The sequence below is a fragment of the Allorhizobium sonneratiae genome (genome assembly GCF_023700755.1).
GTDB lineage: Bacteria > Pseudomonadota > Alphaproteobacteria > Rhizobiales > Rhizobiaceae > Allorhizobium > Allorhizobium sonneratiae.
Genome location: NZ_JAMKOJ010000003.1, coordinates 289,941 through 303,098, shown reverse-complemented (window position 1 = coordinate 303,098; position 13,158 = coordinate 289,941). Strand labels below are relative to the sequence as shown.

The 13,158-nt window shown below is 58.4% G+C and carries 15 protein-coding genes; 11 read left to right on the top strand and 4 right to left on the bottom strand.

Annotated elements, in window-relative coordinates; translation table 11 throughout:
* The first annotated feature begins 27 nt into the window (after positions 1-27).
* Positions 28-879, top strand: a complete 852-nt coding sequence (locus NAC44_RS07050; protein WP_250939526.1) for a 23S rRNA (adenine(2030)-N(6))-methyltransferase RlmJ — start codon at positions 28-30, stop codon at positions 877-879.
* A 27-nt stretch (positions 880-906) separates the two neighbouring features.
* Complete coding sequence (locus NAC44_RS07045) at positions 907-1,503, top strand: glutathione S-transferase (RefSeq protein WP_250939524.1); 597 nt, start codon at positions 907-909, stop codon at positions 1,501-1,503.
* A 68-nt stretch (positions 1,504-1,571) separates the two neighbouring features.
* On the opposite strand, the gene NAC44_RS07040 is transcribed toward NAC44_RS07045, so the two are convergent.
* Complete coding sequence (locus NAC44_RS07040; RefSeq protein WP_250939522.1) at positions 1,572-2,213, bottom strand: outer membrane protein; 642 nt, start codon at positions 2,211-2,213, stop codon at positions 1,572-1,574.
* Positions 2,214-2,599: 386 nt separating this feature from the next.
* Here NAC44_RS07040 and NAC44_RS07035 point away from each other — a divergent pair, with 386 nt between their 5' ends.
* The 5 genes from NAC44_RS07035 to NAC44_RS07015 all read left to right on the top strand — a co-directional run bounded on the left by NAC44_RS07035 (position 2,600) and on the right by NAC44_RS07015 (position 6,892).
* Positions 2,600-3,397 (top strand): SDR family oxidoreductase, encoded by a 798-nt coding sequence (locus NAC44_RS07035; protein ID WP_250939520.1) that lies wholly within the window; start codon positions 2,600-2,602, stop codon positions 3,395-3,397.
* A complete protein-coding gene (uvrC, locus tag NAC44_RS07030; RefSeq protein WP_250939487.1) occupies positions 3,394-5,424 on the top strand; it encodes an excinuclease ABC subunit UvrC in 2,031 nt (676 codons plus the stop codon). Before NAC44_RS07035 ends, uvrC begins: the two co-directional genes overlap by 4 nt.
* A 122-nt stretch (positions 5,425-5,546) precedes the next feature.
* Positions 5,547-6,137, top strand: a complete 591-nt coding sequence (gene pgsA / locus NAC44_RS07025; RefSeq protein ID WP_250939486.1) for a CDP-diacylglycerol--glycerol-3-phosphate 3-phosphatidyltransferase — start codon at positions 5,547-5,549, stop codon at positions 6,135-6,137.
* Position 6,138: 1 nt separating this feature from the next.
* Entirely contained in the window at positions 6,139-6,393 is a 255-nt protein-coding gene (gene moaD, locus NAC44_RS07020; protein WP_250939917.1) for a molybdopterin converting factor subunit 1, read from the top strand.
* A 1-nt stretch (position 6,394) separates the two neighbouring features.
* Complete coding sequence (locus NAC44_RS07015; RefSeq protein WP_250939484.1) at positions 6,395-6,892, top strand: molybdenum cofactor biosynthesis protein MoaE; 498 nt, start codon at positions 6,395-6,397, stop codon at positions 6,890-6,892.
* 66 nt (positions 6,893-6,958) lie between these two features.
* Here the strand turns inward: NAC44_RS07015 and NAC44_RS07010 are convergent, their stop codons facing one another.
* Positions 6,959-7,858 carry a branched-chain amino acid ABC transporter permease gene (locus NAC44_RS07010; protein WP_250939482.1) on the bottom strand — a complete coding sequence of 300 codons (900 nt, stop codon included), beginning with the start codon at positions 7,856-7,858 and terminating at the stop codon, positions 6,959-6,961.
* 59 nt (positions 7,859-7,917) lie between these two features.
* Between NAC44_RS07010 and NAC44_RS07005 the strand changes: the two genes are divergently transcribed.
* Positions 7,918-8,469, top strand: a complete 552-nt coding sequence (locus NAC44_RS07005) for a CGNR zinc finger domain-containing protein (protein WP_250939480.1) — start codon at positions 7,918-7,920, stop codon at positions 8,467-8,469.
* A 103-nt stretch (positions 8,470-8,572) separates the two neighbouring features.
* A complete protein-coding gene (locus tag NAC44_RS07000; RefSeq protein WP_250939478.1) occupies positions 8,573-9,085 on the top strand; it encodes a hypothetical protein in 513 nt (170 codons plus the stop codon).
* A gap of 74 nt (positions 9,086-9,159) precedes the next feature.
* Here the strand turns inward: NAC44_RS07000 and ndk are convergent, their stop codons facing one another.
* Both ndk and NAC44_RS06990 read right to left on the bottom strand, forming a co-directional pair.
* Positions 9,160-9,582, bottom strand: coding sequence for a nucleoside-diphosphate kinase (gene ndk / locus NAC44_RS06995; RefSeq protein ID WP_250939476.1), 423 nt, complete (start codon positions 9,580-9,582; stop codon positions 9,160-9,162).
* A gap of 102 nt (positions 9,583-9,684) precedes the next feature.
* Positions 9,685-10,368, bottom strand: a complete 684-nt coding sequence (locus tag NAC44_RS06990; RefSeq protein ID WP_250939475.1) for a glutathione S-transferase family protein — start codon at positions 10,366-10,368, stop codon at positions 9,685-9,687.
* Positions 10,369-10,601: 233 nt separating this feature from the next.
* On the opposite strand from NAC44_RS06990, the gene NAC44_RS06985 reads away from it, so the two are divergent.
* Both NAC44_RS06985 and NAC44_RS06980 read left to right on the top strand, forming a co-directional pair.
* The gene (locus NAC44_RS06985; protein ID WP_250939473.1) at positions 10,602-11,105 is read left to right on the top strand and encodes a DinB family protein; all 504 of its coding nucleotides are present in this window, start codon (positions 10,602-10,604) and stop codon (positions 11,103-11,105) included.
* Between the two features lie 41 nt (positions 11,106-11,146).
* Entirely contained in the window at positions 11,147-13,030 is a 1,884-nt protein-coding gene (locus NAC44_RS06980) for an ABC-F family ATP-binding cassette domain-containing protein (RefSeq protein WP_250939471.1), read from the top strand.
* The last annotated feature ends 128 nt before the right edge of the window (positions 13,031-13,158 follow it).

The following is a 13,158-nucleotide window of genomic DNA, read 5'->3' as shown; positions in this document are numbered from 1 at the left end:
AAATCATCACAGCAATCGGAAGCCTTGATGAATTACCGTCATATCTATCACGCGGGCAATTTTGCCGATGTTCTCAAGCACGCGGTTCTCGCCCGGCTGATCACCTATCTGCAGCAGAAGGACAAGGCCTTCCGCCTGCTCGACACCCATGCCGGGATCGGGCTTTACGATCTCTCGTCGGAAGAAGCGCAAAAGACAGGCGAATGGCAGGACGGCATCGGCAGGCTGCTGTCCGAGCCGCTGTCTGCCGAGGCTGAAACTGTGCTCAAACCGTATCTCGATGCGGTTCGGAGCCTTAATCCGCAAGGCGGTGTGACGCTTTATCCCGGCTCACCGAAGCTGGCGCGGCTTCTGTTTCGCCCGCAGGACCGGCTGTCGGCCATGGAACTGCATCCCGCGGACTACCGGGCACTGTCGCGCCAGTTCGAAGGCGATTTTCAGGTGCGGGTGACCGAACTTGATGGCTGGCTGGCGCTGGGTGCCCATCTGCCGCCGAAGGAAAAGCGCGGTATCGTGCTGGTCGATCCGCCCTTCGAGCTGGAGGGGGAATATGAGCGGCTGGCAGACGGCCTTGCCAAAGCCCATAGACGGTTTTCCACCGGGGTCTATTGTCTCTGGTATCCCATCAAGAAAGGCGCGCCGATTGCCGCCTTCCACGAGGCATTGCAGGAGAGCGGGATCACCAAAATGCTCTGCGCCGAGCTTTCGGTGAAAAGCGACCGCGACACGACGGGGCTGAGCGGCACCGGCCTCATCATCGTCAATCCGCCGTTTACCTTGAAAGAGGAACTGCATGCGCTTCTGCCCGAGTTGAAGCGTGTGCTTGCACAGGATCGATTCGCCTCGCAGCGCTGTTTCTGGCTACGTGGCGAAGAATAGCCATCAATGACCACAGGACCGAGCCCCATGAAACTGCTTTACGCCCCCGCCTCCCCCTACTCCTCCAAGGTGCGCATGGCCGCCCGCCATGTCGGCATCACGCTTGAGGAAATCAAGGTTGACACCAATGCCAATCCGGCTGAACTGGTCGAGAACAATCCGCTCGGCAAGATCCCGACGCTGATCACCGATGAGGGTCAGGCGATTTATGACAGCCGCGCCATCATGCAGTATCTGAACCGCGTGTCCGATGGCGGCCTTTACCCGAAAAAGGCCGAAAAGCGCACCGAGGCGGAAGTGCTGGAAGCGCTGGCTGACGGAATCACCGACTGCCTGCTGGCGATCGTCTATGAAAAGCGCAGCCATCCGCCGGAAAAGGTGCATCAGCCCTGGATCGACCGGCAATGGGAAAAAGTCACGCGCGGCCTTGACCATCTCAATGCAAATATGCCGAAAACGGGCAAGAAGCTGAATGGCGGCCATTTCGCCATGGCAGGCCTCATTGGCTATCTCATGCTGCGCTTTCCCGGCGAATGGGAAGATGGCCGCGTGGAACTGACGGCATGGCCCGCCCGCTTTGCCGAAAAATTCGAGCAGTATCAAACGTTGCGGCCACAGGCTTGAAAAAATAGCGTCCCATAAAAAAACCCGCCGGATCGCTCCGGCGGGTTTTTTGTAACGATGCTGAAGGATCAGAACTTGACGCCGATACCAACCTTGACGCTCTGGTCGTCGAAACCGCGCGAAACGCTGGTGTTGCCGATATCGTAGTTCTTGTTGCCGTAGTTGGTGTAGCGATATTCGATGCGGGTGGTGATGTTCTTGGTCACCATGGCTTCCACACCGGCACCAACCGTGTAACCGAAGGCCGTCTTGCTGTCGGAACCGACATTGTTGGAGATCTTGGTGTCGGCAGCAGCGAGACCAGCCGTACCATAAACCATGAAGGGGCTCAGATCATAGCCGAGACGACCGCGGATAGAGCCGTTCCAGCCTTCCTTGCCGCTATAACCGTCGGAGGCGTCGGAATGGCCGCCAGCATAGCCCATATCGGCTTCTGCACCGTAAACGATCTTATCGGTCTGCCAGTTGTAACCGCCGTACAGCGCACCACCGAGGGCGTGACCATCAAGGTTCGGGCCGCCCGAACGGCTCCAGGTATAGGTACCTTCACCACCGACATAAGCGCCAGCCCAGTTGGAAACAACCGGAGCCGGGGTGTCGACAGCAACAGGCGCCTGCGGGATCTGAGACACGGCATCGGCTGCCTCAGCGCCGCCAACCATGGCAAGACCTGCGGTGGAAGCCAGCATAATCATCAGAAATTTACGCATACTCAATTCTCCTTTTCACAAACATGCCGCGTTCGTTTTCAGAACATGTTATCGGCACGTAGATTTTGCACGGATGTCCCTGCCCGTCTCGAACTGAAACTGACGTTCAATTGCGGAATTGGAAGAGCCGAAATGTGATATTTTTGCGGCGCAGCGCAGGCAAAAATGAGACGTTGCTTAATCGCCACAGGGACTTTGTTAAGGATAACAAATGGTGAAGATTGCTTTATTTTGTTTACCCTTGGCAATACTTGCAACCATGTACGGGAAAGAAAGCCGCAGTCCACAGTGAATCGCAGACAATCAGCCTTCAATAAGGCGCCGGCGACCATATATTGGGTGCCAGACCGAAAAGAGGGTGATGAATTGTGACTGCGCCTCATGCGATGACCACTCCTGAAACTGCCGGGACAACGCCCCTTGGAACCGCCCCGAAAACCGCCCTCATCACCGGTGCGGCCAAACGGATCGGTCGCGCCATTGCCGAGGATCTTGCGGCCCATGGTTTTGCCGTTGCCATTCATGCAAACGCCTCACGGGACGAAGCAGAAACCCTTGCGCGCGATATCCGTTCCGCCGGTGGGCGCGCCATGGCGCTTTGCGCCGATCTTCGTGACATAAATGCAACAGAGGCCTTGATCACCACGGCGACAGAGGCTCTGGGGCCGCTTGGCCTTCTGGTCAACAATGCCTCGATCTTTCTCGAAGACGATGCCAGCGCCTTTGATTCGCAGCGCTTTGCCGCCCATTTCGATCTGCATCTGCGCGCACCGGCTATTTTGTCGGCAGGTTTTTACAGGCAATTGCCGGAGGCAACCTCCGGCCTGATCGTCAACATCATCGATCAGCGCGTCTGGGCGCTGAAACCCACCTTCTTTTCCTATACGCTTTCAAAATCGGCATTGTGGACGGCCACCCGCACCATGGCCCAGAGCTTTGCGCCGAAAGTCCGGGTCAACGCCATCGGCCCCGGCCCGACCCTGGCCAATGAGCGGCAAAAGCCCAGCGACTTTCAGGCGCAGATCGACAGCCTGCCGATGAAACAGGGACCAAGGCTTGACGATTTCGGCCGCACCATTCGCTTTCTCTTTGACACGCCGTCGATCACCGGCCAAATGCTGGCACTCGACGGCGGCCAGCATCTGATCTGGCCCGGCGCCAATGGCATGGAGATTGCGGAATGACGACAGGGAAGCAGCCGGAAGGCGGCATTCTCTATGACGGATCAGAAGACGAGGACGAGGATGACGGCATCGAGACCGTAGCCGCGCCGCTTGCCAGCGTGGACTGGAATGAAACCGGCCTGCATGGCAGCGGGTTGACCGGGCCGGAGCTGATCGGCGAATTCGTCAAGAAACTGCCAAACAGCCCTGGCGTCTACCGGATGCTGAACGCGGCAGGCGACGTGCTTTATGTCGGCAAGGCCCGCAGTCTGAAAAAGCGGGTGACAAATTATGCGCAGGGGCGGCTGCATTCCAACCGCCTGACCCGGATGGTGCGCGAAACCGCCCATATGGAATTCGTCACCACGCGCACCGAGGTCGAGGCGCTGCTGCTCGAAGCCAATCTGATCAAGCGCCTGCGACCGCGCTTCAACGTGCTTCTGCGTGACGACAAGAGCTTTCCCTATATCCTGATCACCGGCGACAGCCGTGCCCCGGCGATTTACAAGCATCGCGGAGCGCGCGCCCGCAAGGGCGATTATTTCGGTCCCTTCGCCTCGGCCAGCGCCGTCGGCCGCACGATCAATTCGCTGCAACGGGCCTTTCTCTTGCGCACCTGCACCGACAGCGTGTTTGAAAGCCGCACAAGGCCCTGCCTGCTCTATCAGATCAAGCGCTGTTCCGGCCCCTGCACCCATGAAATTTCCGATGGCGATTATGCCGCGCTGGTTCACGAGGCGAGAGATTTTCTCTCCGGCAAGAGCCAGAACGTCAAGGAAGCCATGGCGAAGGCGATGAACGAGGCGGCGGAAGATCTGGATTTCGAGCGCGCCGCCGTCTTCCGTGACCGGCTGGCGGGTCTATCCCATGTGCAGAGCCATCAGGGCATCAATCCGGCAGGCGTCGAGGAGGCCGATATCTTCGCCATCCATCACGAGGGTGGCCTCACCTGCATTCAGGTCTTCTTCTTCCGCACCGGGCAGAACTGGGGCAACCGCGCCTATTTTCCCAAGGCCGATCCGCAGATGACCGGCGCCGACGTGCTGAGTGCCTTTCTGGCGCAGTTTTATGACGACAAACCCTGTCCACGGCAGATCCTTCTGTCCGAGCCCATAGAGGAACAGGACCTGCTGGCCGAGGCACTCTCGGAAAAAAGCAGCTACAAGATACAGGTTCTGGTGCCACAGCGCGGCGAGAAGAAGGATCTGGTCGGCCATGTGCTGGCCAATGCCCGCGAGGCGCATGGCCGCAAGCTGGCGGAAACCTCCTCCCAGTCGCGGCTGTTGCAGGGGTTCGCCGAAACCTTCACCCTGCCCTACACGCCGCGCCGCATCGAGATTTACGACAACTCGCATATCATGGGCACCAATGCCGTCGGCGGCATGGTGGTGGCCGGGCTCGACGGCTTCATCAAGAGCCAGTATCGCAAGTTCAACATCAAATCGACCGACATCACCCCCGGCGACGATTTCGGCATGATGCGCGAGGTGATGACGCGGCGCTTCTCCCGCCTGCTGAAGGAAGAAGGCAAGCCCGACCGGAGCGCCGCCGCCGCCACGGAAGATGGTGCGGATGCCGCCTTCCCCGCCTGGCCGGATGTGATCCTGATCGATGGCGGTCAGGGCCAGATGACGGCGGTGCGCGCTATTCTCAACGAGCTGGACATTGCCGATTGCGTCACGGCCATCGGTGTCGCCAAGGGCGTGGACCGCGATGCCGGGCGCGAGCGGTTCTTCGTCGAGGGCAAGGCGGATTTCACCCTGCCGCCGCGCGATCCGGTGCTGTATTTCATCCAGCGCCTGCGCGACGAAGCGCATCGCTTCGCCATCGGTTCGCACCGGGCAAGGCGCAAGAAGGAGATGGTGAAAAACCCGCTGGATGAGATTTCCGGAATCGGGCCGACGCGCAAGCGCGCGCTTCTTCAGCATTTCGGCACGGCCAAGGCGGTGTCACGTGCCGCCATCGGCGATCTCACCGCCGTTGACGGGATTTCCGAGGCCGTTGCACGACAAATTTACAACCATTTTCATGAAGGACAGGCCGAATGACTCTATACATTCTTCCTATCGGCAGGAATTTTACCGGCAGGCAATCTGACCGAATTGTTTCTGCCGCTTGACGGTACCCCGTCTTCGACGCCATCCTCCGACCAACAGAAGAGACAGTACCCATGGCATCGCGCACTTACAGCATCCCCAATCTGTTGACCTATGGCCGGATTGTCGCCGTTCCGCTGATCGTGTTGTGCTTTTTTCTCGAGGGAAAATTGCAGAGCACCGATTCGGCCCGCTGGGCGGCGCTGGCGATTTTCATCATCGCCTCGATCACCGATTTCTTCGACGGCTATCTCGCCCGCATCTGGAACCAGACCTCGAATATCGGCCGGATGCTGGACCCGATCGCCGACAAGCTTCTGGTTTCCACCTGCCTGCTGTTGATGGCCGCCGATACGGAGCGCACCATTGCCGGATGGTCACTCTGGGCGGCGATCATCATTCTGTGCCGGGAAATTCTGGTTTCGGGGCTGCGCGAATATCTGGCGGAGCTGAAGGTTTCCGTGCCGGTGACGCGGATTGCCAAATGGAAAACCACGGTGCAGATGCTGGCGCTGGCCTTTCTGCTGGCCGGGCCTGCCGGAGACAAGGTGCTGCCGCACACGACGCAGATCGGCATCACCCTTCTGTGGATCGCGGCTCTTTTGACCATGTATACCGGCTATGATTACTTCAAGGCCGGATTGAAACACATGGTGGATGATTGAGATGGTCAAGCTCGTCTATTTTGCCTGGGTGCGGGAAAAGATCGGCAAGGGTGAAGAAGAGATCGACCTGCCGGCAAGCGTGACAAACGGCACCGAACTGATCGACTATCTCGCCGGGCTTGGCGAGGCTTATGCCGAAGCATTGCAATTTCCCAAAGCCATCCGCATTGCCGTCAATCAGGAGCATGTGGAGCATGACGAGCCGATTTCCGGCGCGCGCGAAATCGGCCTCTTTCCGCCGATGACCGGGGGTTGACATGGTGAGGCCGTTCATCCGGGTCTGCCGCGAGGATTTCAACACCGAGGCAGAAACCGAAGCGCTGACCGCTGGCCGCAAGGATATCGGCGCGCTTGTCGCCTTTACCGGACTGTGCCGGGATGAGCAGGGCCACCTCGATGCGCTGGAGCTTGAACATTATCCCGGCATGGCCGAGGCCGAACTGACGCGGATCGGTGACGATGCCATCGCACGGTTTTCGCTTTTGGGTCTTCGTGTCATTCACCGCTACGGTCGCATTGCCGCAGGCGAGCGGATCGTTCTGGTGATTGCCGCCGCCAGCCATCGGCAGGCCGCCTTTGACGGGGCCAATTTCGTCATGGATTTTCTCAAGACCGCCGCCCCCTTCTGGAAGAAGGAACACAGCAAGGACGGACGGAGCGGCACATGGGTCGCCGCTCGTGACGCCGACGATACGGCGCGTGAGAAATGGGCTACAGCGCCGCGCGCCCAATATGGCGCACAAAACTCGCTGTAACACTTTTAATCTGCTGCATAATTTTCACCTTAAATCGCTTCCGATTGAAGGAATTATGCAGTCGCGTCAGGGAATGATCCGTTCGCGGCGGCTTACAACCAGCAACAGAACCAGCCCGCCTGTGACGACAAAATCGCGCCAGACCATCGGCCCGTAACCGCTCCACAATGTCTCGGCAAAAGCGACCGCGACACCGCCAAGGGCGGCATGAAGCGGGCGTGACTGGCCACCGGCGGCGGCAATCAGCGCCACCTTGACGCCGAAGACAAGGCCACTCGAAAAATCCATTGTCCCATAATAGCTTGTTGCCAGACAGGCGGCAAAACAGGCGATGCAGGACGCGGCAAGACAGGCGACCAGAAACACCCTGTCGGTATCCACCCCGCAAAAGCGCGCCGCCTGCCGGTCATCTGACACCGCCTTCCAGATCCGCCCGAGCTGCGAGCGCTCCATAACAAAGGCACCGGCAAGAAGCAGCGCCAGCATCAAAACACTGTTCAGAAGCTGAATGAGCGTCAGGCTGGCGGCAAAGCCGTCTCCATCGCGCATCACGATCAGCCGCCGGTTGAGAAAGGGCGACAGCCAGATTTCGCGTGCGTCGGAGGCAAGCCGTGCCGTTTCCGTCAGAAGGAGGAGTACCCCGACGGAAGCCACCAGAACGGCATTCAACGAGGCATTCGATAAGGGCCGCATCACATGGCGGGCAATGAGCGCCGACGAGCCCAGCGTATAGGCAAGACTTGCGGCGGCGCCAAGCCCGAGCGCTGCGGGCAGAACCCAGTAATAAGTGCTCCAGCCGCGATCGGTGAACAGCACGAAAATCTGTCCGGCAAAGGCAAACAGCGCCCCATAGGTGATATCCACCCGCCGCGTCATGCCGAAAATCAGCGCATAGCCAAAGGCAAGCGTTGCATAAAGCATCGCCTGCGGCACCGCATTGAGGATCTGTTGCAGCAAATAGGCCATATGCCTGCCATCCCAAATATCTAACTGGTAAAAACCATTTTACTGGTTATAATGCAAGCATGAGCTTTACCTGGACACCCCATCGTTTCGCCGGCGGTGCGCTGGCACTGGACGTTGCCAACAGCGTCATCCTGCGTTTTGACCCGGAACGCAGCCTCGATCGCTTTGCCGATCCGGCACAGTTTGACGCCTTTGCCGATGCCGCCACGGAATTTTCAGCCGAACGCGACCTGTTCGGCCCGTTACAGCCGGTCGCCTCAGATAACCGGGCCGGATTTTTATCGCTGCGTGAAGAAATAGATCGCTATTTTCGCGCGCGTATAGGCGGCGAAACGGATCGGCAGAGGCTGGCCGACCTGCTCACAGCCATTGCCGCCATGCTGCGGGCAGCCCCGTCTGACAATTCGCTTGAGGCGCAAACCGCCTATTCCGCTCTGCGGCTGATCGACCTGAAACAGCCGCAGGCCCTGAAAATCTGCCAGCATTGCGGCTGGCTGTTTCTCGACCGCAGCAAGAACAAAAGCCGGTTGTGGTGCGACATGGCGGTCTGCGGCAACCGCGTCAAAGCCAGGCGCCATTACAATCTTCAAGCGCAGCTTCGTGTTTCATAGAAACACGGTGCCGCTCTAACTCTTTGTTTTTCCGCATGTCTTCATCCCAAAACCGGGAGTCGCCTTTGGGATGGAGACATGCTCTAAAAGAGGGGAATAACCGATGAAAAAAATCGCCATCACCATGGTCTGTCTGACACTGGCACTGGTTTCCGGCTGCCAGCGCGAGGACAAGAACGATCCGCTGAAGATTGCAGGCAAGATTTTCATCTTCAACTATCGCATCGCCGAGGCGACCTATGTTCTGACGCTGGCGCGCAACGGTCCCCTACCCGATGACAGCTATGTCGAGGCCCGTTTCGACAATCCGGCAGGCGGTGCACCTTTGACGAAGCGGGAAAAAATCTTCCCCTTCTGGGACAAGATCACCGTGGAAAGCCCGCCGGTTCACTGCATCGTCAAGAACAAGCCCTATGCGGTGAATATTCGTATCGTTGATGGCAAGGACAAGCTGATCCAGACCATTGACACAACAATGACCTCGACACTGGACCAGACCATCCTGCCCGGCAAACCGCTGGTGGTCGGGCCGATCTATACGCCCAACCCGAACGTGTTCAGGGCCGACGGCACAACGGATTTTTCGCCGGAAACCGGCTGCCCGGCCAAGACATAACATCAGCACGCATAACGCAAAAAGCCGGAGCCTTGCGGCTCCGGCTTTCTCATCGGTCAAGACAGGTCGAAAAATCAGCCGACGATTTCGGTGGCTGCGAACCAGTAAGCGATTTCTTCAGCAGCGGTTTCCGGAGCGTCGGAGCCGTGTACCGAGTTTTCGCCGATGGAGAGCGCGAACTGCTTGCGGATCGTGCCTTCGGCAGCCTGGGCCGGGTTGGTGGCGCCCATGATTTCGCGGTTCTTCAGGATGGCGTTTTCGCCTTCGAGAACCTGAACAACGGTCGGGCCGGAGGTCATGCCTTCAACCAGTTCGCCGAAGAAGGGGCGATCCTTGTGCACGGCGTAGAAGCCTTCGGCTTCGCGCTTGCTCATCCATACGCGCTTGGAAGCAACGACGCGCAGGCCGTTTTCCTCGAAAATCTTGGTGATCGCGCCCGTCAGGTTCCGCTTGGTTGCGTCCGGCTTGATCATCGAAAAGGTGCGTTCAATCGCCATCGTGTCTTCCTTTGAATATAGGGAAAGTGGGCGGTTTCTACCCGCCCCGATTCGCGAAGACAAGGGGGTCTGCTGAATTTCACCGCACCGTCATAAAGCGGATCAGGCCACCTTGCGCCCGACGCCCTCATGAAGATCGAGCAGCCGCTCGAACCAATGCGCCACCGGATCGTCTTCCGGCAGGAAGATCGAGCCGGACGATACTTTCAGCCATTGCAGCGCGCCGAAGACGATATAATCTGCAAAAAGCGGCGCATCTCCACCAATGAAGGGTTGACGGTTCAGCATATGCCTGAGCGGCTTGAGGGCATTCACCAGATCACCGATCGCTTGATCGCGATTTTCCGCAAACTCTTCCAGCGTCCGTCCAAGCAGGTTCTCCCGGCTTTCACGGAAATAGGCCTGATCGACCGGGCCGAGCATGGCGTGAATATCGCAAATCGCAATACGGGTGACGAGCGGATGGATGGTGGTCTGGGAATAACTCTCGACGAAGCGGGCCATGGCCTTGCCGCCCTCGCCGCCGAACAGGCTTGGCGCATAGGGATAGGTCTCTTCCAGATAGAGTGCGATCTGGAAACTGTCGGCAACCAGCGTATCCTCATCGCGCAGGATCGGCACGATCTTGGAATAACCGCCCTCCAGTTTCGGCACCTCGGTAAAGCCCACCGGCTTTTCCGTAAATGCCAGCCCTTTGTGATGAAGCGCCATCACCGCTTTCCAGCAATGGGGTGAAAAGGGACGCGCGGCATCAGCGCCTGCCAGCGAATAAAGCGTGATCGCCATCATCTGTTCTCCAATTGAACCTAAAGCCTGTCGCAGTGAATTCCGTTCACGGCGACAGGCTTTAGTTCTTGCTTTCTCGCATATGCGTTATCGTTTTATTGAGGACAATAAAACGCGACATGCTTTCAATATCAAACAGGGATGAGACAAAAATCCAATCAGAAAAAATCATGACTGCCATCAGCTTGATTGACCCGAAGCCATGATAGGTTCGGACAAAAGAGGAGAATGCCATGATCGACCACTGGACAATGTTTGCCGGATATAATCAATGGGCCAACGCTTTGCTGTATAAAGCGGCGGGTGAATTGAGCGAGAAGGAGCTGAACCGTGACACGGGCGCTTTTTTCCACTCGCTGTTCGGCACCTTGACCCATCTCGTCGTTGCCGACCAGATCTGGCTTTACCGTCTCACCGGCACGGGGCCGAGCCATGCGCAGCTTGCGGCCCGCCCCTTTGCCACACTGAGCGAGCTTCATGCCGCACGGAAGGAGACCGATCAGCGCCTGATCGATTTTTGCGCAGCACTGACGCCGGAAAAGACGGCGGGCATGCTCTCCTATACGCGTGTCAGCGCTCCCGAGCCTGTGCATCAACCCATGGGAGAAGCGCTGGCCCATATGTTCAACCATCAGACCCATCATCGCGGTCAGGCGCATATGATCCTGACGGTGCTGGGCAAGCCATCGCTGGAAATGGACCTGATTTTTTATCAGCGCAGGCCCCGTCAGGCCTGAAGACACTTGTCTTTGAGTGATCGATCCGCCAAAACGCGGGCATGATTACGATTTCCGACCTTTCCGCCCGCATTGCCGGCCGCCTGTTGATCGATCACGCCACGCTTTCCCTGCCCGCCGGCATCAAAGCCGGTCTGGTGGGGCGAAACGGTGCGGGCAAATCCACCCTTTTCAAAGTGATCACCGGCGATATGACAGCGGAAAGCGGCGGCGTCACCATTCCCAAACACGCCCGCATCGGACAGGTGGCGCAGGAAGCGCCGGGAACGGAAGACAGCCTGATTTCCATCGTGCTGGCCGCCGACAAGGAGCGCACCGCCCTTCTTGCGGAAGCCGAAACCGCCACCGATCCCAACCGCATCGCCGAGATCCAGACACGGCTTGCCGATATCGGCGCCCATTCGGCAGAAGCGCGCGCGGCCACCATTCTTTCCGGCCTCGGTTTCGATCATGAGGCGCAATTGCGTCCGGCCTCGTCCTTTTCCGGCGGCTGGCGCATGCGCGTGGCACTGGCCTCCGTGCTGTTTGCCGAGCCGGACCTGCTGCTGCTCGACGAACCAACCAACTATCTCGATCTCGAAGGAACGCTGTGGCTTGAGGATTATGTGCGGCGTTATCCGCACACGGTGATCATCATCAGCCATGACCGCGACCTGTTGAACAATGCCGTCAACGCCATCATCCATCTCGACCAGAAGAAGCTCACCTTCTATCGGGGTGGCTACGACCAGTTTGAGCGCCAGAAAGCCGAAGCCGACGAATTGCAGATGAAGGCGAAAGCCAAAAACGATGCGGCGCGCAAGCACCTGCAAAGCTTCATCGATCGATTCAAGGCCAAGGCGACGAAAGCAAAACAGGCACAAAGCCGCATCAAGGCGCTGGAGCGGATGGGAACCGTCGCCGCCGTAATCGAAGATCACGTCCAGCCGATTACCTTTCCCAAGCCGGAAAAACTGCCCGCTTCGCCAATCGTGGCGGTAAACTCCGGCGCGGTCGGCTATGAGACCGGCAAGCCGATCCTGAAAAACATCAATTTGCGCATCGACAATGACGACCGCATTGCGCTGCTGGGCGCCAACGGCAACGGCAAATCCACCTTCGCCAAATTCATCTCCGGCAGATTGTCCGCCATGGCAGGCGACATGAAGCTTGCGCCGGGTCTCAGCATCGGCTTTTTCGCCCAGCACCAGCTTGACGACCTGATGCCGGAGGAAACGCCGGTGGCCCATGTGCGCCGGCTGATGCCGACGGAGCCGGAGGCCAAGGTACGCGCCCGCGTCGCCCAGATGGGTCTTGCCACCGAAAAGATGGATACGGCCGCCAAGGATCTTTCAGGTGGCGAAAAGGCGCGGTTGCTGATGGGTCTTGCCGCCTTCCACGCGCCGAACCTTTTGATCCTCGACGAGCCGACCAACCATCTCGATATCGACAGCCGCAAGGCGCTGATCGAGGCGCTCAACGATTATGAAGGTGCCGTCATCCTGATCTCGCATGACCGCCACCTGATCGAGGCGACGGTGGACCGGCTGTGGCTGGTCAATAATGGCACGGTGGCCAGTTTCGACGGCGATATGGAGGAATATCGCAACCTGATCGTTGCCCCGCCGAAGAAGAAAGACGACAAAACCGACAGCGCAGCCGAACAGGTCAACAAGGCCGAACAGCGCAAGGCCGCTGCCGACAAGCGCCAGTCATTGGCGCCGCTGAAGAAAAAGATCAATGAAATCGAATCCCTGACGAAGAAACTTGAGACACTGATCAAAGCACTTGATGCAGAGCTTGCAGATCCCGCCCTTTACGAGAAATCACCGCAGAAAGCCGCAGAAAAGGCAAAACAGCGCGGTGAAGCGGCAGCAAAGCTTTCCGAGGCGGAAGAAAAATGGCTGGAGCTTTCCGCCGAATATGAAGAGGCCATGGCGGGCTGACAATGACGGGCTGACACTGGCTCGGCTGCGACCTCCTTCTCCCTTTCAGATTTATAGTCCTGTCATTATGCAAACGCTATCATCGGCGTTGACAGCATTGCTTATTTAAACCCCTGCCGCCTTCACAT